Genomic DNA, 20,897 nt, shown 5'->3' on the forward strand with positions numbered 1-20,897 from the left:
TGCTCCTTGCGCGCGGCGCTCGCCCTCAGGCGGCCTGCAGGCCCACGGGCGAGCGGGGCATGGCCACGAAGCGCGGCAGGCTTTCGATGCGGCCCAGCCAGGCGCGCACGTGCGGATAGGCATCCAGCGAGACGTTGCCTTCAGGCGCATGCGCCACATAGGCATAACAGGCCACGTCCGCGATGGTGGGCGCCGCGCCCGCCAGGAAATCGCGCCCGGCCAGTTCGCCGTCCATGACCTTGAGCAAGGCATGGGCGCGGGCCAGCGTGCTGTCCACGTCATAGGCCGCGCCGAACAACGTCACCAGGCGCGCAGCCGCCGGGCCGATGGCCAGCGGACCGGATGCCACCGACAGCCAGCGCTGCACCGCCGCCGCGCCGGCGGGATCCTCCGGCAGCCAGGCCTGGCCGCCGTAGCGCTTGGCCAGGTAGACCAGGATGGCGGTCGAATCCGCGACCACCACTCCGTCATCGTCGATGACCGGCACCTGGCCGAAGGCGTTGAGCGCCAGGAACGGCGGGCGTTTCTGCTCGCCGCCGCGCAGGTCCACGTCGACCTTGCGGTGCGGCACGTCCAGCAGGGACAGCATCAGGGCGACGCGATGGGCGTGGCCGGACAGGGGAAAGCCATAGAAGGTCAGCGAGGGGGGCTGGGCGGTTTGCATGAGCGGGCTCCAAGTCGGATACAGGCTCCATCTTGTGCCGGCGCCGGGCGCGCGTGAACGGCCAGCGGCGGCAAGACACTCTTGCAGCGGATGAAAGAAAGATGGCGAGCGCGGGCCCGGACGCTACGCCGGCAGCGTCGCCAGATCGCGCCGCAAGGCCTCGACGCAGAACTCCACGAAGCTGCGCACCTTGGCCGAACTCTTGCGGCCTTCCGGATACACCAGGTGGACCGGCAGCGGCGGCAGCTCGAAGTCGCGCAGCACCACCTCCAGGGCGCCGCTGGCCAGGTGCCGCGCCACCTGGTAGGACACCACCTGCGTCAGGCCCCAGCCCTCGCAAGCCGCCAGCACCGCGGCCTGAAAGGACGTGACCGTCAGCTGCGAATCGACGCGCAGGCTGCGGGGCTGGCCGTCCTGCTGGAAGCGCCATTGCGGCGTGCGGCCCTCCATGGCGGCGGTGACGGTGCAAAAGCGCGGCAGCGACTCCAGGTCCCGCGGCACGCCGTGTTCGCGCAGGAAGGCGGGCGCGGCGCAGACCACGCGGCGCACCTGCCCCACCGGCACCGCCGTCAGCGTCGAATCCGGCAAGGCGCCGATGCGCACCGCGACGTCCACCCGTTCGTCCAGCAGGTTCACCACGCGGTCCACCAGCAGCGTGCGCACGGAAACTTCGCGGTGCGTGCGCAGATAGGCCAGCACCGCCGGCATCACGTGCAATTCGCCGAAGAACGCCGGCGCAGTGATGCTGAGCGCGCCTCGCGGCGCGGCCATCGCGCCGGTCACGGCGTCGTCGGCCTGCTCCACTTCGTCGAGGATGCGGCGGCAGTCGTCGGCATAACGCTGGCCGGCCTCGGTCAGGCGCAGGCTGCGCGTGGTGCGCACCAGCAGCAAGGCGCCCAGCCGCCGCTCCAGCGCCGAAACGCTGCGCGTGACGGTCGGCGCCGACATCTCCAAGCGGCGCGCCGCCGCGGCGAAACTCTGCGCTTCGGCCACCGCCAGGAATACGCTCATTTCATGGAATCGATTCACGCCTTGCGGCCTCCGCGCTGATTTTGGGAAAGAGAGTAGAAGCGCGCGCAGGGGCGCGTCAATCGAACTCCTTGCGCAACCACCCCAGGAAAGCCTTGACCGGCGGATGGCGTTCGCGGCCCGGCGCGCACAGCGCGGTGTAGGCGGCCCCCGCCACCCGCACTTCAGGGCGATACGCCGCCAGGGTGCCCGCCGCCACGCTGTCCGACACCATGACGGAGCTGGCCAGCACCAGGCCCTGGCCGGCAATGGCGGCCTGCAGGGCATAGTGCTCTTCCTCGTAGGCATGCAGCGCCGCCGGCTTGCGCCAGGACGGCAGGCCTGCCGCCTCGCACCAGTCCAGCCAGCCCTGCTCGTACAACTGCGAATCGCGCCAGCGCACGGTCACCAGCGACGGCGCGCGCCTGCCCGGCCGGGCGGCCAGCGCGGGCGCCCCATAGACGCCGAACCACTCCTGCAACGAGCAGGCGGCGTGCAGCCCGGGCCAGCGCGCGCGGCTGTAGCGGATGGCCAGGTCCACGCTGGCGTCGCGCAGCAGGTCCACCGTTTCGGGGCTGGTGTTCAGGTTCAGCTGGTATTGCGGAAACGCCGCGTAGAAGCGCCCCAGCCGCGGCACCAGCCATAAGGCCGCGAACGAATGCGTGGTGGACAGCGTCAGCGCACCCGAGGCCGGCGCGGCGCGCAAGGCGTCCAGGGTCTGCGCCACGTCGAGCAAGGCGCCATGCACGCCTGCAAAAAGGCGCGCCCCCTTCTCCGTCAGGCGCACGCCGCGCGGCACGCGTTCGAAGAGCGCGTAGCCCACGTGCCGCTCCAGCGCCTTGACCTGATGGGACACGGCCGTGGCCGTGACCGCCAGTTCGGCCGCGGCCAGTTTGAAGCTGAGCAATCTGGCGGCTGCCTCGAAGGTGCGCAACGCGGTCACCGGTAGCGTGGCAAACATGGATTCCTGGCTCTATGGATGAAATCAATTCATCATATTCAAGGATTCATCATTTGTCGCCTGTCAGTCCGTAAGACAGAATTTTCCTCACCACATGGAAGCGTCCATGCCAACAAGAGGAACCAGACATGAATTCAGATCATCCCACCAAGCGCCTGCTGATCCTGGTCGGCAGCCCGCGGCGCGACGGCAACAGCGCGGCCCTGGGCGCGGCCGCGCTGCGCGGGGCCGAGACGGCGGGCACCCAGGCCACGCTACTGTTCCTGGACGACTACATCGAGGCCTTCCTGCCGGACTTGCGGCGTTCGCCCCCGCCGACCGACCGATACTCCGAGCTGTTCCTGGAACACTTCCTGCCGGCCGACGGCGTGCTGATCTGCACCCCGATCTACTGGTACGGGATGTCGGCGCAGACCAAGGCGTTCTTCGACCGATCGTTCAGCCACTATGCCGGCCAGGGCCCCGAGCCCGACCGGGTGAAGCAGCGCATGACCGGCAAGCGCCTGGGCCTGGCGGTCGCGTCCGAGGAAACCTACCCCGGCGCGGCGCTGGGCATCGTGCACCAGATCCAGGAATACGCGCGCTACACCCATTCGGACTTCGTCGGCTACGTGCATGGCGCCGGCAACCTGCGCGGCGAAATCGCGGCGGATCCGCGCCAGCCGCTGCAGGCGGCGGCCGAACTGGGCGCCGCGTTCTTTACCCGCAAGTACTCCGACTACCGGGTGGAAACGCCGCGCGCCCGCAATGTCTGGGAGCCCGCCCCTGCGTTGCGCAGCACGCCGGGCGTGCTGCCGTAGACCTGCTTGAACACGCGGGTCAGATGGGCCTGGTCGGCGAAGCCCACGGCATGCGCGGCGTCGGCCAGCGCCAGGCCGTCGCGCAGCAGCGCCCGGGCCCGCGCCACCCGCCAGTTGCGCAGCCAGGCCTGCGGCGGCAGGCCGTAGCGCCGCGCGAACTGCTTGACCAGGGTGGTCCGGTGGCGGTCCTGCGCCAACGCCAGGGCCTCCAGGTCCGGCGCGCAGGCCGGGTCGGCGGCCATGCGTGCGCGCAGCAGCGCGCAGACGTCGGACTCGTCGTCGGCCGCTGCGTGGCTGGCCTGCGCATGCGCCGCCAGCAGGCCGAACAGCGCCGCGGAGATGCGCTCGCGACGCTCGGGGTCGGCGATGGGATCTGGCGTGAGTGCGTCCAGCCACGCCTGGCATAGCGCCGTATCGCGGATGACGGGCCCCGCCAGCGCTGCGCCGCCTGCGTACAGCGCAAGTTCGTGGTTCCTGAACCAGGCCTGATCGATATAGGCCATGCGGTACCCCAGCGGCGCATCCGAAGTGCCGCCGGTATGGACTTGGCCAGGCGCAATCACCACCAGATCGCCCTCGCCCGCGGCCTGCGGCTCGCCATGCACGGTGAAGGCGCAGCGGCCCTGCGCGATGGCGCCGATGGACCAGGCGTCGTGGAAGTGCGGCGCATAGCGGTAGCCGCGCAGGTCCGCGATCAGGACGTCGCCGGGCAGGCCGGCGCCGCAATGCCAGATGTGTCGGGAAACCGCCATGGATACGTGTGCGTGGGGCGCCTAGCCGAAGTAGCTCTGGTCCGAGGTCAGCGTGCGGGCCAGCAGCCATGCGTTGCGGGGATTCTCGCCCACGCGGCGCACGGCATATGGCCACCAGTCGCCGCCAAAGGGCAGATAGACCCTGACGTTATAGCCCAAACGGCGCAGCGCGAGCTGCCAGTCCGGCCGCACGCCGTAGAGCATTTCGAATTCGAAGGCTTCGGGCGGCCAGCCGCGCTCCCGCGCCAGCGCCAGGATGGCGCCGGCCAGGCGGTCGTCATGGGTGCCGAAGACGGGCTGGAAGCCGGAATCCAGCGCCTCGCGCGACAGCATGATGGCGGCGGCGTCCAGATAGGCCTGGTCGATGCGCGCGCGGCCGGCGTGGTCCAGCGCGCGCTCCGGAAACGCGCCCTTGACCAGCCGCAGCGACGTGCGCTGGCGAATCGCCCAGGCCAGGTCCTGCGGCGTGCGGCGCCGCTGCGCCTGTAGCGTCAGGCCTGCCGGTATGCCGGCTTGCAGCAGTTCGCGGTGCAAGGCGCAGGTGCGGTCGCAGATGGAGGAATCTTCCATGTCCAGCACCATCCAGTCGCGTCCCAGGCCGACCGTCCGGCGCGCCGCCAGGCCGATGCGCCGGGCATTGTCGCGGCCCAGCGCATCGTCGCGCATATAGCCGATGGCCGTGGGATCGACCGACACGTGCACGTCCAGCCCCGCATGCTCCAGCGCCCGGCAGGCGCCGAGCGCCTGGGCCACGTTTTGCTCGATGGCCTGGGGATCGTCCACATATTCGCCCAGGTAGAAGAGCGAGGCGCGGATGCCGTGCGCCTCGCGCAGCCTGGCGGCCGTGCGGACGGCGGCGTCGACGTCCGCGCCGCCGACGAAACGGGCCGCCAGCGACGTGCGGGCCGCCATGGCCCGCATCGCCCGCCCCACGCCCGGGCTGCGCGCCAGCGCGATCGCGGTTCTCTGGAACATGCTCATGGGCTCTCTCCCTATAAAGAGAGCCACTGTGCCGGTGCGGCGCGCGCCCGTCTTGAACGCCAGTGAAAACTTCCTAATCCAGCGCCAGCCCGCGGGCGCGGCCGAACAGCGGGCGCTGCACCGTCTGCGCCAGCAGCACGCCGGCCAGCGTCACCGCGCCGCCCAGCAGATGGTACAGGTGCAGCTGCTCGCGCAGCATGACGAAAGCGGCCAGCGCGGTGAACAGCGGCAACAGGTTGATGAAGATGCTGCAGCGATTGGGCCCCAGCCGCTGCACGCCTTCGATCCACAGGAAGGACAGCAGCACCGACGAGAAGATGCCCGCGTACAGGATCAGCGGCACCGTGTTCATGTCCAGCGCAGCCTGCGCCGCCGGCACGCGCAGATACAGCGGCAGCATGTAGAGCAGCGCGAAGATCGATTGCACGAAGGTGGACTGCCAGGCCGGCAGCGGCACCTTCCAGTGGCGCAGCAGCACGCCGTACAGCGCATAGGACAAGGCGGCCAGCAGCATCAGGCCGTCACCGACGTGGATGCCGTGCTGGAACACGCTCAGCATGTCGCCCTGGCCCACCAGGTACAGCAGGCCGAGGAACGACAGCGCGCCGCCGGCAGCCATGCCCAGGGTCAGCGGATCGCGCAGGATCACCACGCTGAGCAGCATGCTCAGCAAGGGAATCAGCGCGGTCAGGATGGCCATGTTGGTGGCGGTGGTGGTTTCGGCTGCGCGATAGGACAGCGCCTGGAACACTGCCGACGACAGGGCGCCGTACAGCGCCAGCTTGGGCCAATGGCGCAGGATGGTCTTGCGGTTGCGCCAGGCCGGGCCGGCCGTGAACAGGCCCATCAGGAACAGGGCCAGCACCAGCCGGTAGAAGGTGATGGCGGTGGGTGAGATGGCGCTGGCGGCCATCTTGGAGACGATGACGTTGCCCGCCCAGAACAGGATGGCGAACAACGGAAACAAGTAGGACATGGTGGTTGCGCTCGGAGGATGAGAGATGGCCTCCTGCCGCCTGCGGCGCCCCTTTGGGGCGACGCAGGCGGCAGGAGTATCGCTATCCTATTGAGCGCGATCCAGTCCGTCTGCCGATGAAAAGGCAGCCACTATCGCAAAATGGACATCGCCCGTATCAGGGGCGGAACGGCGCCGGATCCAGCGGCAGCTCCAGCCCGCCCATCTGGGCCGTCAACAGCGCGGCGCTGCCGCAGGCCAGGGTAAAGCCCAGCGCGCCCTGCCCGATGTTCAGCCACAGGTTGTCGGCGGCATGGCTGCGCCCGATCAGAGGCTTGCTGGTGGGGGTGGCCGGACGCAGCCCCGCCCAAGGTACTGCCTGGCGCAGGTCCAGCGCCGGAAACGCCTCGTGCACCTGGCGCTTGAGCAACCCGATGCGCGCCGTGTCGATGCCGGCATCGGCGCTGCCGATGTCGACCATGGCCGCGATCCGCAGCACGCCGCCGACGCGGGCGTAGACGATGCGCCTTTCGTAGTCCGTGACGCTGATGCGCGGCGCCACCGAGTCGTCGTCCTCGGCCAGCGGCACGCTCAGGCTGTAGCCCTTCAGGGGATACAGCGGCACGTCATGGCCCAGCGGTTTGAGCAGCGTGCGCGTGCCGATGCCGGTGGCCAGCACGATGGCGTCGGCGCCGATGTCGCCGTCGCGCGTGTTCACCGCCACGATGCGGCGCCCTTCGCGCTGCAGGCCGGACACCGGATTGGACATGGCGCATTGCACGTTGGCCATGGTCTGCAGGCGGTCGAACAGCGCCTCGGTGAACTGGCGGCAGTCGCCCGCCTCTTCGCTGGGGGTGTAGATGGCCCCGGCCAGGCTTGCGCCCATGCCGGCCAGCGCGGGTTCCAGCGCCAGCGTCTGGGCGGCGTCCAGCACCTGCTGTTCGGCGCCGTGGTCGGCCTGGTACGCCACCAGTTCGCGCGCCTTGTCCAGCAGGGCCGGACTGCGGTAGGCGATGAGCTTGCCGTTCTTCAGATGGCCGAAATCCAGGTCTTCCTGCTCCAGCAGCGAATGCATGACGTCCCGGCTCAGATAGGACAGGCCAGCCAGCTGGACCGTGGAAGCCTTGGCCACCGAGGCCCGGCACGCCAGCGCGAATTGCAGGCACCAGCGCCATTGATGGGGATCCAGCCTGGGCCGGAAACGCAGCGGGGAATCCTCGCGCAGCAGCCAGCCCGGCACGCTGGGCAGCACGCCGGGACCGGCCAAAGGCGCCACGTAGCTATAACTGAGCTGGCCGCCATTGGCGTAGCTGGACACCTCGGCCGGACGCGCCTGGCTGTCCACCAGCACCACGTCATGGCCCTGGCGCGCCAGGAAATAGGCCGACGTGACGCCCACGACGCCAGCGCCGATTACGCAAACCCGCATACTCTTAGATCCAGAAAGACAGGGACACCGCGCTATTCTGGGACGCGCCCCGCCCGTCCGGCAAATGCCAAACTCCGCAGGGTCCATAACAAAACATCATGCCCCGCCTCAGGCGACGCGGTGCAGCTTGATGATGGCGGCGGCCGTGGGGTCGCGCACCAGATCGGCCAGGGTGTAGCCGTTGAGCGCCTCGTAGAAGGCCTGCAAGGTTTGCGCCAACACGCCGGACAAGCGGCACGCACCGTCCAGCGCACAGGGAGGCTCGCGGCAGTCGATCAGCGGCCCCTGCTGCTCCAGCTGCCGGATCAGGTCGCCCAGCCGGTAGCGGTCGGCGGCCTGCGACAGCCGCAGGCCGCCGCCCTTGCCGCGCGAGGTGCTGACCCAACCCTGCTGCGCCATGAAGTGCACCACCTTCACCAGATGATTGCGCGACACGCTGAAGCGGTCGGCGATCTCCGGAATGGTGACGGCGGCGGACCGGTCGCGGCATTGCGTCAGGTACATCAGGACGCGCAGGCCGAAATCGGTGAATCGGGTCAGTTGCATGGCAGGGACGAAAGGAATGGGCGCTGGCGGCCCGGAAACTCAGGCCGCCAGGATACACCGCTCAGGCGGGCGCGCCGCCGCTGCCAAAGGCTTCGGCATGGATGCGGTCCGCGGACACGCCCAGGCCGGTCAAGGCCTCGCGCTGCGCGCGCATGAAGCCGGCCGGGCCACACAGGTAGTAGTCCGCGCCAGGCACGATGACTTCGTCGCGAATGGCGTTCAGGTCGACCCTGCCGGCGTAATCGTAGTCGCGGCCCGGCTGGTCGCCGTGGCCGACCTCCTCGTAGAACACGGCCTTGCGCACGTTGGCGCGTTCGGCGGCGATGCTGTTGACGTGATCGCGCATGGCGTGGACCGAGTTGTTGCGGCAGCCGTGCACGAAACGGATCTGGCGCTCGTCGTTCAACCCCACCAGATGGTTCAGGATGGAGACCATGGGCGTCAGGCCCACGCCGCCGCTCAGCAGCACCACCGGCGCGCTGCCTTCGTCGCGCAGATGGAAATCGCCCTGGGGCGGCGCCACGTCCAGCACCCCGCCCTCTTCCAGGCGGTCATGCAGGGCGTTGGAAACCCGGCCGGCCGGCGTATCGGCGCCAGCCGCTTCGCGCTTGACCGAGATGCGCAGGCGGTCCTGGCCCGGCGCGTCGGACAGGCTGTACTGGCGCGGCTGCATCAGGCCCAGTTCGGGCACGAACACGCGCACCGACACGTACTGGCCGGGGCGGTAGGCGGGCACTTCGCCGCCATCGGCCGGCGCCAGGTAGAAGGACGTGATCTCGGCGCTTTCGCGCTGCTTGCCGACCACGCGGAACGCACGCCAGCCGGTCCAGCCGCCCGGCTTGGCGGCCGACTCCGCGTACAGGCGCGCCTCTTCGGCGATCAGCAGGTCGGCCAGTTGGCCGTAGGCCGCGGCCCAGGCAGCCACCAGTTCTTCCGTCGCCGCCTCGCCCAGCACTTCGCTGATGGAGGCCAGCAGATGCTTGCCCACGATCTGGTAGTGCTCGGGCCGGATGCCCAGGCTGACATGCTTGTGCACGATGCGCGTCACCACGGGCATCAGCACCGAGGGATCGTCGATGTGCTCGGCATAGGCCGCGACCGCGCCGGCCAGCGCCTGCTGCTGCTCGCCGCCGGCTTGGTGACCTTGATTGAAGACATGCTTGAGCTCGGGGTTGTGCTTGAACATGCGGGCATAGAAATGCTTGGTCAGCGCAACGCCGTGCGTCTTGAGAACGGGCGCCGTGCCCTTGACCAGGGCGCGGATTTGGGGACTCAACATCAACTGCTCCTTGTGGCGCGATCGGAATCGCCATTAAACATGCATTTATAATACATCTTTAAATGCCCGCTGAAAAACACCAGGCGATTCAATCCGGTCCGGAAGTCCACCCGCCCAGGATGGCAAGCGGCGGTAACACGCAATCGGCCCCGGCGCGCCATTGGGGTCGCGCTGCGTCGTCAGCCGGTCCGCGCCACGCCACGGACGCGATCCAGTCCTCGCCCAGGCGCCACGAACAGGCGCGCCACCGCCCCGGCGGCGCACGCAGGCGCCACCCCGCCTTTCCGTCGAACGCCAGGCCCACTGCGGCCATGTCCGCGGGGAAATCCAGTCCGGCCGCCTTGATGAAGGCTTCCTTCAGCGTCCACAAGAGATAAAAGCGTTCCAATTGGGCTGCGCCTTCCAGACCGGCCAGCGCGGCTTGCTCGGCCGGCGCGCATACCCACTCGGCCAGGCGCAGGACCTCGCGCGGCCGCACCCGCTCCAGATCGGCGCCCAGTTGCCACCCCAGCGGGGCGGACGCGCAGACCGCGTGACCGCCGCTATGGCTGAGCGACAGGGTTGCAAGCGGCATGGCCTGCCTGGCGTCCTGCAGCAGCGCCCTGCTGACCCGCCAATCGACCTGGGCCTTCGAACTGCGCACCGCCGGCGCACGCGCGGCGTCCGCGGCCGACAGGTCCTGGCTGCGGTAGCCAGCAGCGGCGCCTTTGTCTGCCCACCAGATTAAAAGTTCCTGAACGCTCACGGGAGAAAGTAACAAATAGCAAGCTTAAGTGTAAGAAATGCAGGAAATATTGTGTATTATGTAACGTTTTAAATCAAAATGGCCTGACATCGCCATAGTAGAATCGCGCGCTATGTTGACGTTTTCGATCGCGCAATGGCAGGGTTGGGCGCAAGGAATCGATGGCCCCAGCGACTGGTTGAAATGGGCCGAACATCCGTTCTGCCCGATCGGAAATCAGAATCCGCCCCGCCTGGACTTCCTGCCTCCCTTGCAACGCCGCCGCCTGAGCCCGCTGGCTCGCGGGGTGTTCGAGTGCGCGTGGCCGTTGGCCGAGGGACGCCCGCCCATGCCGCTGGTATTTGCCTCCCGCCATGGCGAAACCACCCGCAACTTCGGCCTGCTGCAAGCACTGGCGGCGGACGAACCCTTGTCGCCCACGGCCTTCGGCCTGTCGGTCCACAACGCCATCGCCGCGCAGTGGTCGATCATACGCCGCGAAACCACCGAATCCGTGGCCTTGTCGGTGGAAGACGACGGCCTGGAGCATGCCTGCATCGAAGCGTCGATGCTGTTCGACGCCGGCCACCAGGACGTGCTCGTGGTGCTGGCCGAGGAACGGCCGCCCGCGCCTTACGCCCCCTGGATGGATGACGCGCCCTACGCTTATGCGGTCGCCCTGCATCTGCAGCCCGGCGCCGACTGGACCTTGGCCCTGGCTCCGCAGGCGCCCGATGCCGCCCGCGGCGCGCAGGCCTGGCCCAATCCCCTGAACCTGCTGCGCCACCTCCTGCTGCGCACGCCCGGCTGGCGCCACGCCAACCGCTCCCGACTATGGAACTGGACACGCACGGCATGACGAGCGCCACACCACCGCGGCAGGACTTCTGGCTCTGGCGTCTGTTCGCCACCGGCATGGCCTTCACCCTCTTCGGGCTGGGCGGCGTGCTGCTGCGCGTGCTGGTGTTCCCGCCCCAGCGCTTGCTGCCCGGCGACAAGGCGGACCGCCAGCGCCGCGCGCGCGGCGCGCTGAACGGCACCTTCCGCCTGTTCATCCGTTTCATGGTCCGAACCGGCATCCTGACCGTGGAATTCAAGGGCGCCGAACGTCTCGGCAAGCCCGGACAGATGATCCTGGCCAACCACCCTTCGCTGTTGGACGTGGTGTTCCTGGTGGGCCACGTCAAGAACGCCAACTGCATCGTCAAGCACGGCCTGGCCACCAACCCGTTCACCCGCGGCCCGGTGGCCAATGCCGGCTACATCACCAACGACGAAAGCTTCGACATGTTCGACCGCGCCGCCGACGTGCTGCGCGCGGGCGAGACCCTGATCGTCTTTCCGGAAGGCACGCGCACGCCGCGCGACGCCATGCCGCGCTTTCATCGCGGCGCCTGCGCCATCGCGCTGCGCGGCGCGCGCGTGGTCACGCCCGTGGTCATCAGCATGAATCCCCGCAGCCTGACCAAGGGCGAGCCCTGGTACCGGATTCCGCCCTGCCGCATGCGCTACGTGATCCGCGTGGGCGAGGACATCGATCCCGCCGCCTGGAGCGGCGCGCACCCGCTGCCCATCGCCGGACGCAAGATGAACGATTACCTGCACGCCTATTTCGAAGCCGAGCTGGCGCCCGCCGCGCCCGCCGGCGCCATCATGAATGAACAACCGCCCCAGGCGGTGGAAGTGGAGTCCTGACCGGATGAACCAACTGGAATTTGAACTCAAGACCCTCGTCATCGAATCGCTGGGCCTGGAGGACATCGCGCCCGACGATATCGACAGCGATGCCCACCTCTTCGGCGACGGACTGGGACTGGACTCGGTCGACGCCCTGGAGCTGGGCCTCGCGCTGCAAAAGCGCTACGGCATCACCATCGATCCCGAGACGCGCAACATGCGCGAGCATTTCGCCAGCATCGCCAAGCTGGCCGAGTTTGTCGGCGCCCAACGCCGCGCCTAATGGATATGGAGTCCAGGATGCATACCCGCGACGAAATCTTCAATACGCTGCGCGGCGCGCTGGTCGAACTGTTCGAGATCGAACCTGAACGCATCACGCCCGAAGCGAACCTGTACACGGATCTGGAGATCGACAGCATCGACGCCATCGACCTCATCGACCACGTGCGCCGCCAGACCGGCCGCAAGCTCGACGCCAACGACTTCCGCACCGTGCGCACGGTCGAGGACGTGGTGCAGGCCATGTGCCAGAAACAGGACCCCGCCGCATGAGACGCGGCGTGGCGGCAGCCCTGGCCGTGGCCGGCATCGCCTATCCCTTCGCCGTCCACGCGGCGCTGGGACGGGTGAGCCCCGCCTGGCTGGCGCTGCCGCTGGCCCTGCTGTGGCTGGCGCGCGGCCTGACCGCGGATGGCGCCCGGCCGGGCGCGCGCCTGCTGCCCGCCGTGGCGGTGGCGTTCTGCCTGATCCTGGCCATCTCGAATTCGCAAGACTGGCTGCGCTGGTATCCGGTGCTGGTCAACGGCATGATGTTGGCGATCTTCGGCGCCAGCCTGCGGCGCGGCCGCCCCGTGATCGAACAACTGGCCCGCCTGCGCCATCCCGACCTGCCGCCTGAAGGCGTGCGCTACACCCGCAATGTCACCCGCGTGTGGTGCGCCTTCTTCGCCCTGAACGGCAGCGTGGCCGCGGCGCTGGCGGCCTGGGGCCCCTGGAGCTGGTGGACCGCCTACAACGGCGCCGTGAGCTATGCCCTGATGGGCCTGCTATTGGCGGGCGAATGGCTGCTGCGCCCCGCCGCTGCCAAGGCGGCGTAAAGCATGGCCTGGACCGATCTCTCGCAGCTGCTGCTGCCCGCCCCGCCTGACTTGGCCGGCGCCCTGGTCGCCGACGAGCCGCCGCTGACGCGCGAGGCCTTTGCGTGCGCCAGCCTGCAGGCTGCGGGCGCCTTGCAGGCCAGGCAGTTGCGGCGCGTCGCGATCTGGTTCGAGGACGCCGCGCAGATGGCCGTCGCCCTGTTCGCCTGCTGGCGCGCCGGCGCGGTCGCGGTGCTGCCGGGCGATGCCCAGGCGCAGACCTGCGCCATGCTCGACGCCACGGTGGATGCCTGGCTGAGCGACACCGAACTGCCGCTGCCGGCGCAACGGCTGTGCCGGCTGGCTGACCTGCAAGGCCACGCGCCGCTCGCGCCCGCCGAACTGGATTCCGCGTTGACGCTGGTGCTGTGCACCTCGGGATCCAGCGGCACGCCCAAACATATCGCCAAGCACTGGCGGCAACTGATGGAAGAAGTCCGCGCGCTGCAACGGCAATGGCCCGATGCGCGCGGCCCCGTGCTGGGCAGCGTATCGGCGCAGCACATGTACGGCCTGCCCTTCAGGGTGCTGTGGCCGCTGTGCGCGGGACGCCAGCTGGACCGGCCGCAGCGCCTCTATCCCGAAGAACTGCAGCAGGCCAGCCTGCGCCATCCGGCCTGCACCTGGATCGCCAGCCCCGCGCTGCTGCGCCGCCTGGGACAGCGGCTGGATTGGAACCAGTTGCGCGGCCGCCTGACCCGCATCCACTCCTCCGGCGGCGAACTGCCCGCCGAGGCATCCGACCACATCGCGCAGCACCTGGGCCTGCGCCCCAGCGAGATCTACGGCAGCTCCGAAACCGGCGCCGTCGCCTGGCGCGAAGGCGACAGCCCCTGGCAGCCGCTGCCAGGCGTGGCCGTCGAACTGAACGCCGAAGGCGCCCTGCGCGTGCAATCGCCCTGGGTCAACCCCGCCGAGGCGCAGACCGCCGACGGCGCGGAGCTTGCGCATGGCGGTTTCCGGTTGCTGGGGCGCCTCGACCGCATCGTGAAGATCGAGGAAAAACGCATTTCGCTGCCCATGCTGGAACAGGCGCTGGCGCGCCATCCCTACGTTGCCGAAGCGCGCCTGGGCGGTCTGGCCGGGGCCACGCGCCTGGCCGCGCTGGTCGCCCTGTCGGCGCGGGGCCTGCATGCCTTGCGCAACCAGGGCCGCAAGGCGGTCGTGGACGCCCTGCGCGCGCATCTGGCCGCAGGCTTCGAATCGCTGGCCGTTCCGCGCACCTGGCGCTTCTTCGCACAGCTGCCCGCCAACGCCCAAGGCAAGCTGCCGCGCAGCCTGTTCGACGCCGCCGCGGGCGCCCGGCCGCTTGCGCCCGAGGCGGTGGAACTGCCCCGCCCGTCGGTGCACGAACGCCGCTATGCGCTGGAAATTCCCTACGACCTCGCCCATTTCAGCGGCCATTTCCCCACGGCTCCCGTTGTGCCCGGGGTGGCCCAGATCGGCTGGGCCATGTCGCTGGCGCAACGCGACCTTCATCCCGAGCTGCGTTTCGCCGGCATGGAGGCGCTGAAATTCCAGCGGCTGCTGCGTCCGGGCGATACCGCCATGCTGGCGCTGAAATGGGACGCCGCGAAGCAGAAGCTGTATTTCACCTACACGGTCAACGACGCGCCCTGCTCGTCCGGCCGCATTCTGCAGGCAGGCGGCCATGCCCCCGCATAAGCTCTGCGCGCTCATTCCCGTGTACAACCATGGCGCCACGGTCGCCGCGGTGCATGCGCAGCTGGTGGCGCAAGGCTTGCCCTGCGTGCTGGTGGACGACGGCTCCGAGCCGTCTTGCGCGGCGGCGCTGGATGCGCTGGCGACCCAGCCGCATACGCATCTGCTGCGGCGCGCGGTCAACGGCGGCAAGGGCGCGGCGGTGCAGGACGGGCTGCGCGCGGCGGCGGCGCTGGGCTATACCCACGCCTTGCAGGTCGACGCCGACGGCCAGCACGCCCTGGCGGACGCGGCGGCCTTCGCGGCGGCCTCCCGGGCCCGGCCCGACGCCCTCGTCTGCGGCGCGCCGCTGTATGGCGACGATGTGCCGCGCAGCCGTCTCTACGGCCGCTGGCTGACGCGCGTGTGGGTCTGGATCAACACGCTGTCGCTCGACATCCCCGACGCCATGTGCGGTTTCCGCGTCTACCCGCTGGCCGCGGCGCTGCCCGTGATCGACGGCGCGCGCGTAGGCCGGCGCATGGATTTCGACATCGCCGTCCTGGTGCGCCTGCACTGGCGCGGGGTCGCGATGGTGTGGCTGCCGACGCGCGTGGCCTACCCGGAAGACGGCATTTCCCACTTCAAGGGCCTGCGCGACAACCTGCTGATCAGCCGCATGCATGCGGGCCTTTTCTTCGGCATGCTGGCGCGCTCGCCGGCGCTGCTGTGGCGCAGGCTTGCCGGAGGTCCGCGTCCATGAACGCCGCCGATCAGCATTGGGCCGATCAGCCCGAGCGCGGCAGCGCCCTGCTGATGCGCCTGACGGCCTGGGCCGCGCGCACCCTGGGCCGCCGCCTCGTCGCGCCCGTGGTCTGGCTGGTCGTGCTGTATTTCTATGCCAGCGGCAGCCGCGCCCGGCGTTCGATCGCGGCCTACCAGCGCCGCCTGGCGCAATCCGGCGCGCTGGCCGAGCCGCTGCCGCGCCGCATGCCGGTCTACCGCCAGTACCTCGCGTTCGCCAACGCCATCCTCGACAAGCTGGACGTCTGGCAGGGCAAGATCACGATGGCCCATCTGGACATCGCCGACCCTGACGGCCTGCATGCGCAAATGGGCAGGAACCGCGGCCAGATCCTGGTCGGCTCGCACCTGGGCAATATCGAGGTCTGCCGCGCGCTGGCGGAGCAAAGCGGCACCTTGAAACTCAATGTGCTGGTGCACGACAAGCACGCGGTTCATTTCAACCGCCTGCTGCACGAGGCCGGCGGCGGACTGCGCATGATCCAGGTCAGCGAGCTGGATGCTCCCGCCATGCTGGACCTGGCGCAGCGCCTGGACCGCGGCGAATGGCTGGCCATCGCCGGCGACCGCGTGCCGCTGCAGGGCGACCGTTGCACGCCCGTGGACTTCCTGGGCGCCAGCGCGCTGCTGCCGCAAGGCCCCTGGCTGCTGGCCGGCCTGTTGCGCTGCCCGGTCAACCTGCTGTTCTGCACGCGCCACGGCGCGCGCTACCGCGTGGCGATGGAACGCCTGTCGGACGGCATCGAATGGACGCGCGCCACGCGCCAGGCCCGCATCGCCGAGCTGGCCCAGCGCTACGCCGACCGCCTTGCCGCGCACTGCCGCCTGGCGCCGCTGCAATGGTTCAACTTCTACCCTTTCTGGAAAGACGATGCGTAAACGGGGCGTCATCGGCGCTGAAGTCGAAATCCGCGTGCCCTTCTTCGACGTGGATCCCCTCAACGTGGTCTGGCACGGACACTACGTCAAATACCTGGAACAGGCCCGCTGCGAACTGCTGGACCTGCTGGGACACAACTATGACGCCATGCGCGCCAGCGGCTACGCCTGGCCGGTCATCGACCTGCATCTGCGCTATGCCCAGCCCGCGCAATTCGGCCAGCGCCTGACGGTGCGCGCCGAACTGGTGGAATGGGAGCACCGGCTGAAGATCAACTACCTGATCCTGGACGCCGCCAGCGGCCAGCGCCTGACGCGGGCCACGTCCGAACAGGTGGCGGTTTGCATCCAGACCCGCGAAATGCAATTGACCTCGCCCGCCGCGCTGGTCGACGCCGTGCGACGCAAGCTGCAATCGATGGAGACGCCCGCATGACGCGCCGCCTGGTTTTCATGCGCCGCCTGTGCGCCCTGCTGGCCTTGGCCCTGCTGCCCCTGGCCGCCCGCGCCTTCGATCTGGCCGATCTGCAAACGCAACTGAACGCCACGCCTGTCGTGCGCGGCCATTTCGTGCAGCAGAAGTTCCTGCGCTCGCTGCCGCAGCCGCTGACCAGCCGCGGCGATTTCACGCTGGCGGCGGGCAAGGGCCTGCTGTGGCTGCTGCGCACGCCGATCGCGCAGGACCTGCGCATCGACACCCGCGGCATCTCGCGGCGCGACGAAGCCGGCAAATGGCAGGCCCTGCCGCAACACGCCGGCGCCGGCCGCGAGAACCGGCTGTTCCTGTCCGTGCTGGCAGGCGACACCGCCGGGCTGCGCGAAAACTTCGACCTGGCGCTCAGCGGCGACGCCGATGCCTGGCAGCTGCTGCTGACGCCGCGCTCGGCGCTGCTGCGGCAGATCTTCGACAACATCCAGATCAACGGCGGCAAGCTGGTCGACCGCATCGAGCTGCGCGAGACGCAGGGCGACCGCAGCGTGCTGCAGATGACGGATGCGCAGGCCGCCCAGGCCCTGACCGCCGAGGAGCAACGTGCGTTCGCCGATTGAGCGCTGGCTGCCGCGGCTGTTCAAGCTGGGGCTGCTGCTGATTCTCTGCGCCGGCGCCTGGCAAAGCCGCCATGGCTGGCCGGTGTCGGCCAACCTGATGGAGCTGGTGCCCCAGGCCGGCGCCGACGCCACGCGCCAATTGGCCGAGGCCCGCATCCAGGAACCCCTGTCGCGGCAGCTCATCGCGCTGGTCGCGGCTCAAAGCGCAGACGCCGGCGCGGATGCCGCAGCCCCCGCACGCCTGCTGGCGCAGCGCTGGACCGACAGCGGCCTGTTTTCTTCCGTGCAGGTGGAACTGCAAGTCGACGTGCCCGCGCTGCGCGCGCAACTGCTGGCTGGCAGGCTGGCCATGCTCCCTGCGGCCGACCGGCATCAGCTCGAGACCGATCCCGCGGCCTACGCCCAGCGCCGCGCGCGCGAACTCTCCGATCCGTTTTCATCTTCGGGCCTGGTGCCGGCGGACCAGGACTGGCTGGGCCTGACGCGCCGCGCCGAACAGGCGCTGCGCCCGGGCGGCGCGGTGCAGTACGACATGGGCACGGGCACCCTGCAGGCCGAACACGCCGGCAGGCGCTGGATGCTGGTGCGCGCCGAAACCCGCGGCGATGCCTTCGACGCGGCCGCGCCCCAGCAAATCGCCGCGCAGCTCGAACAGGACCGCGCGGCACTCGGCGCGGCCGGCGCCGAGCTGCTGGTGGCGGGCGGTCCCCTGTACGCGGCCGCGGGCCGGGCGCAAGCGGTTGCCGAAAGCAGCTGGATCGGTACCGGCGCCACCATCGGCATCGTGCTGGTCCTGCTGCTGGCGCTGCGGCGCGTGCGCGCGCTGCTGGCTTTCGTGCCGGTCGCCGTCGGGCTGCTGACGGGCGCGGTGGCCTGCGTGGCGGTGTTCGGCTCCATCCATGTCCTGACCCTGGTGATCGGCGCCAGCCTGATCGGGGTGGCGGTGGATTTCCCCATGCACTGGCTGGGCAAGAGCTATGGCATGACCGACTGGCAGGCCTGGCCCGCGCTGCGGCGCGTCCTGCCCGGGCTCACCATCAGCCTCGCCGCCAGCCTGGTCGGCTACGTCGCGCTGGCGTTCACGCCGTTTCCCGCGCTGACGCAGACCGCGGTGTTTTCGGCCGCTGGCCTGCTGGGCGCCTACGCCTGCACCGTGTGCCAGTTGCCGGCCTGGATGGACGGCTGGCGGCCCCGCCCCTGGCAGCCGCTGCTGCGCTTTGCCGAGGCCGCGCTGCGCGCGCGTCAGCGCCTGGCCGGACGCCGCGCCGCCCTCTGGCTGGGCGCCCTGGCCCTTATCGCCGCCACTGCCGGCGGCATCAGCCGGCTGAGCATCCAGGACGATCTGCGGCAATGGCTCAGCCTGCCCGCGCCCTTGCTGCAGCAGGCCCGGCAGATCGGCGAAATCACCGGCTTCATGCCGACCAGCCAGTTCTTCCTGGTGCGCGCGCCCGACGCCGACGAGTTGCTGCGCAGGCAGGCGCGGGTGTCGCAGGCGCTGGACGCGCTGGTCGCGCGCGGCGATCTCGCCGCCTACAACGCCTTGAGCCAGCTGGTCTCGCCGGCTGCCGACCAGAAGGCGCTGGGCGCGACGCTGGCCGGCCTGGCCGCGCAGCCCGACGCCTGGAAGCCGCTTACCGACATCGGCATCCCCTACGCGGCCATGCGCCAGGAACTGGAGTCCATGGCCGCGCTGCCGCCGCTGGCCATCGAGGACGCGCTGCAAGGCCCGCTGGCGGAGCGCTGGCGGCCGCTATGGCTGGGCCTGCGCGACGGGCAGGCTGCGGGCATGGTGACCCTGCTGGGCCTGCGCGACGCGTCCGCGCTGGAGGCCATCGCCCAGGTTGCGCCGGACGTCACGCTGGTGGACCGCAGCGGCGAACTGAACCGCATGTTCGCGGCCACGCGCATCGAAGCCGCCGAACTCAAGCTGCTGTCCTATGGGGTCGCGGCGCTGTTGCTGCTGCTGACCCTGGGCCGCGCCGCCGCCTGGCGCATCCTGGCCGTGCCGCTGGCGGCCACCGCATGCAGCCTGGCCGCGCTGGGCTACCTGGGCCAGCCGCTAACCCTGTTCAGCCTGTTCGGCCTGCTGCTGGTGTCGGCCATCGGCGTGGACTACGCCATTTTCATGTACGAACGGGTCGCGGGCGCGGCCGCCAGCCTGGTCGGCATCCTGCTGGGCGCAGCCACCACGCTGCTGTCCTTCGGACTGCTCGCGGTCAGCCAGACGCCCGCCATCGCCAACTTCGGGCTGGCGGTGGCGCTGGGCGTGGCCTTCTCGCTGCTGTGGGCGCCCTGGATCAATCCGCCGCGCGCAGCCGCAGCATCCTGCTTTCAATAACTAAAAGGACATCTCCGGCATGGAACATCGCGAAGTTGTAGTCATAGGAGCGGGACCGGCAGGCGCGGTCGCCGCCGCCCTGTTGAAGCGCCAGGGACATGACGTCCTGATGCTGGAACGCCAGCAGTTTCCGCGCTTTTCCATCGGCGAAAGCCTGCTCGCCCATTGCCTGGAGTTCGTGGAGGAAGCGGGCATGCTGCCGGCGGTGCAGGCCGCCGGCTTCCAGGTGAAGAACGGCGCCGCCTTCGCCTGCGGCGAACGCTACACCCACTTCGATTTCCGCGACAAGTTCAGCCCCGGCCCCGGCACCACGTTCCAGGTGCAGCGCGCGCACTTCGACAAAGTCCTGGCGGACGATGCCGCCCGCCAGGGCGTGGAAGTGCGCTATCTGCAGGAAGTGACGGCGGCCGATTTCGACGGCGACGACGGCCCCCTGCTGGACGTGCGCAGCGCTGACGGCACTTCCTATCAAGTGAAGAGCCGGTTCGTGCTCGACGCCAGCGGCTACGGCCGCGTGCTGGCGCGCCTGCTGGACCTGGAGCGTCCGTCGTCGATGCCGCCGCGCAAGGCCATCTTCACCCATATCGAAGACCGCATCGACGACGCCGGCTTCGACCGCGAGAAGATCCTGATCAGCGTGCATCCGCAAGAACGCGGCATCTGGTACTGGCTGATCCCCTTCTCCAACGGCCGCTGCTCGTTCGGCGTCGTGGGCGGCGAAAACCTCTTTGGCGGCCCCGGCCAGGACCTGATGGCCACGCTGCGCGAGATGGCCGACGCCGCGCCCAATCTCAAGCGCGTCCTGAAGCACGCCGTCTGGGACACGCCCGCCAACACCATCGGCGGCTATTCGGCCAGCGTGCGGCAGTTGCACGGCCCCGGTTACGCGCTGCTGGGCAACGCGGCGGAATTCCTCGACCCGGTCTTTTCCTCGGGCGTCACCATCGCCCTGCGTTCGTCCAAGCTGGCGGCAGACGCGCTGCACCGCCAACTGACGGGTGCGCAGGTCGACTGGCAGGCCGAATTCGCCGATCCGCTGATGGTGGGCGTGGAAACCTTCCGCGCCTATGTCCAGGGCTGGTACAGCGGCGAATTCCAGGACGTGGTCTTCTACGAGCACGCGCAGCCCGAGATCCGCCGCATGATCAGCTCCATCCTGGCGGGCTACGCCTGGGACCGGAACAACCCCTTCGTCGCCAACCCGCAACGCCGCCTGCGCATGCTGAGCGAACTGTGCCGCGGCGCCGAAGCGCAGCCGCTGCCCGCCTGA

Annotated in this window: 23 protein-coding genes; 13 read left to right on the plus strand and 10 right to left on the minus strand. The window is 69.6% G+C overall.

Annotation, left to right across the window (positions count from 1 at the left end):
• Nucleotides 1–25: 25 nt before the first annotated feature.
• The 3 genes from IAG39_RS20035 to IAG39_RS20045 form a co-directional block, all read right to left on the minus strand.
• On the minus strand, nt 26–664 hold the full coding sequence (locus tag IAG39_RS20035; protein ID WP_118933747.1) for a glutathione S-transferase family protein: 639 nt from the start codon (nt 662–664) through the stop codon (nt 26–28).
• 123 nt (nt 665–787) lie between these two features.
• Complete coding sequence (locus tag IAG39_RS20040) at nt 788–1,693, minus strand: LysR family transcriptional regulator (protein WP_118933746.1); 906 nt, start codon at nt 1,691–1,693, stop codon at nt 788–790.
• A 58-nt stretch (nt 1,694–1,751) separates the two neighbouring features.
• Nucleotides 1,752–2,633, minus strand: a complete 882-nt coding sequence (locus IAG39_RS20045; RefSeq protein ID WP_059380567.1) for a LysR substrate-binding domain-containing protein — start codon at nt 2,631–2,633, stop codon at nt 1,752–1,754.
• A gap of 128 nt (nt 2,634–2,761) precedes the next feature.
• On the opposite strand from IAG39_RS20045, the gene IAG39_RS20050 reads away from it, so the two are divergent.
• Nucleotides 2,762–3,433 carry a flavodoxin family protein gene (locus IAG39_RS20050; protein ID WP_118933745.1) on the plus strand — a complete coding sequence of 224 codons (672 nt, stop codon included), beginning with the start codon at nt 2,762–2,764 and terminating at the stop codon, nt 3,431–3,433.
• Here IAG39_RS20050 and IAG39_RS20055 read toward each other — a convergent pair.
• From IAG39_RS20055 to IAG39_RS20085, 7 genes are all read right to left on the minus strand, one after another.
• On the minus strand, nt 3,352–4,185 hold the full coding sequence (locus tag IAG39_RS20055) for a helix-turn-helix transcriptional regulator (RefSeq protein ID WP_118933744.1): 834 nt from the start codon (nt 4,183–4,185) through the stop codon (nt 3,352–3,354). The two genes, IAG39_RS20050 and IAG39_RS20055, sit on opposite strands and share 82 nt — an antisense overlap.
• Before the next feature lie 21 nt (nt 4,186–4,206).
• Entirely contained in the window at nt 4,207–5,166 is a 960-nt protein-coding gene (locus tag IAG39_RS20060; RefSeq protein WP_118933743.1) for a proline dehydrogenase family protein, read from the minus strand.
• Between the two features lie 73 nt (nt 5,167–5,239).
• The gene (locus IAG39_RS20065; RefSeq protein ID WP_059380563.1) at nt 5,240–6,142 is read right to left on the minus strand and encodes a DMT family transporter; all 903 of its coding nucleotides are present in this window, start codon (nt 6,140–6,142) and stop codon (nt 5,240–5,242) included.
• 157 nt (nt 6,143–6,299) lie between these two features.
• Nucleotides 6,300–7,550, minus strand: a complete 1,251-nt coding sequence (locus IAG39_RS20070) for a D-amino acid dehydrogenase (protein ID WP_059380562.1) — start codon at nt 7,548–7,550, stop codon at nt 6,300–6,302.
• 108 nt (nt 7,551–7,658) lie between these two features.
• A complete protein-coding gene (locus IAG39_RS20075; RefSeq protein ID WP_059380561.1) occupies nt 7,659–8,096 on the minus strand; it encodes an Rrf2 family transcriptional regulator in 438 nt (145 codons plus the stop codon).
• Between the two features lie 61 nt (nt 8,097–8,157).
• A complete protein-coding gene (gene hmpA, locus IAG39_RS20080; RefSeq protein ID WP_118933742.1) occupies nt 8,158–9,375 on the minus strand; it encodes an NO-inducible flavohemoprotein in 1,218 nt (405 codons plus the stop codon).
• Between the two features lie 88 nt (nt 9,376–9,463).
• Nucleotides 9,464–10,120 (minus strand): 4'-phosphopantetheinyl transferase family protein, encoded by a 657-nt coding sequence (locus IAG39_RS20085; protein WP_118933741.1) that lies wholly within the window; start codon nt 10,118–10,120, stop codon nt 9,464–9,466.
• Between the two features lie 112 nt (nt 10,121–10,232).
• Between IAG39_RS20085 and IAG39_RS20090 the strand changes: the two genes are divergently transcribed.
• Genes IAG39_RS20090 through IAG39_RS20145 form a run of 12 tightly spaced genes read left to right on the plus strand, consistent with a single transcriptional unit; the run spans nt 10,233 to nt 20,897 of the window.
• Nucleotides 10,233–10,958: a beta-ketoacyl synthase chain length factor gene (locus IAG39_RS20090; RefSeq protein ID WP_059380558.1), complete on the plus strand. Its 726-nt coding sequence runs from the start codon at nt 10,233–10,235 to the stop codon at nt 10,956–10,958.
• On the plus strand, nt 10,955–11,794 hold the full coding sequence (locus IAG39_RS20095) for a lysophospholipid acyltransferase family protein (protein ID WP_223283414.1): 840 nt from the start codon (nt 10,955–10,957) through the stop codon (nt 11,792–11,794). Before IAG39_RS20090 ends, IAG39_RS20095 begins: the two co-directional genes overlap by 4 nt.
• A 4-nt stretch (nt 11,795–11,798) precedes the next feature.
• The gene (locus IAG39_RS20100) at nt 11,799–12,059 is read left to right on the plus strand and encodes a phosphopantetheine-binding protein (RefSeq protein WP_059380556.1); all 261 of its coding nucleotides are present in this window, start codon (nt 11,799–11,801) and stop codon (nt 12,057–12,059) included.
• 17 nt (nt 12,060–12,076) lie between these two features.
• On the plus strand, nt 12,077–12,331 hold the full coding sequence (locus IAG39_RS20105; RefSeq protein WP_013392999.1) for an acyl carrier protein: 255 nt from the start codon (nt 12,077–12,079) through the stop codon (nt 12,329–12,331).
• Nucleotides 12,328–12,876 carry a hypothetical protein gene (locus IAG39_RS20110; RefSeq protein WP_118933739.1) on the plus strand — a complete coding sequence of 183 codons (549 nt, stop codon included), beginning with the start codon at nt 12,328–12,330 and terminating at the stop codon, nt 12,874–12,876. The genes IAG39_RS20105 and IAG39_RS20110 overlap by 4 nt, the downstream gene beginning before the upstream one ends.
• Nucleotides 12,877–12,879: 3 nt before the next feature.
• Nucleotides 12,880–14,580: an AMP-binding protein gene (locus IAG39_RS20115; protein ID WP_118933738.1), complete on the plus strand. Its 1,701-nt coding sequence runs from the start codon at nt 12,880–12,882 to the stop codon at nt 14,578–14,580.
• Nucleotides 14,567–15,319, plus strand: a complete 753-nt coding sequence (locus IAG39_RS20120; RefSeq protein WP_118933737.1) for a glycosyltransferase family 2 protein — start codon at nt 14,567–14,569, stop codon at nt 15,317–15,319. The genes IAG39_RS20115 and IAG39_RS20120 overlap by 14 nt, the downstream gene beginning before the upstream one ends.
• Nucleotides 15,316–16,239 carry a glycosyl transferase gene (locus tag IAG39_RS20125; RefSeq protein WP_118933736.1) on the plus strand — a complete coding sequence of 308 codons (924 nt, stop codon included), beginning with the start codon at nt 15,316–15,318 and terminating at the stop codon, nt 16,237–16,239. Before IAG39_RS20120 ends, IAG39_RS20125 begins: the two co-directional genes overlap by 4 nt.
• Nucleotides 16,232–16,675: an acyl-CoA thioesterase gene (locus IAG39_RS20130; protein ID WP_118933735.1), complete on the plus strand. Its 444-nt coding sequence runs from the start codon at nt 16,232–16,234 to the stop codon at nt 16,673–16,675. Before IAG39_RS20125 ends, IAG39_RS20130 begins: the two co-directional genes overlap by 8 nt.
• Nucleotides 16,672–17,289 carry an outer membrane lipoprotein carrier protein LolA gene (locus tag IAG39_RS20135; RefSeq protein ID WP_223283413.1) on the plus strand — a complete coding sequence of 206 codons (618 nt, stop codon included), beginning with the start codon at nt 16,672–16,674 and terminating at the stop codon, nt 17,287–17,289. The genes IAG39_RS20130 and IAG39_RS20135 overlap by 4 nt, the downstream gene beginning before the upstream one ends.
• On the plus strand, nt 17,273–19,627 hold the full coding sequence (locus IAG39_RS20140) for an MMPL family transporter (RefSeq protein ID WP_118933734.1): 2,355 nt from the start codon (nt 17,273–17,275) through the stop codon (nt 19,625–19,627). The genes IAG39_RS20135 and IAG39_RS20140 overlap by 17 nt, the downstream gene beginning before the upstream one ends.
• A gap of 19 nt (nt 19,628–19,646) precedes the next feature.
• Nucleotides 19,647–20,897 carry an NAD(P)/FAD-dependent oxidoreductase gene (locus IAG39_RS20145; protein WP_118933733.1) on the plus strand — a complete coding sequence of 417 codons (1,251 nt, stop codon included), beginning with the start codon at nt 19,647–19,649 and terminating at the stop codon, nt 20,895–20,897.

Source organism: Achromobacter xylosoxidans, from assembly GCF_014490035.1.
GTDB classification, from domain to species: Bacteria; Pseudomonadota; Gammaproteobacteria; order Burkholderiales; family Burkholderiaceae_B; genus Achromobacter; species Achromobacter bronchisepticus_A.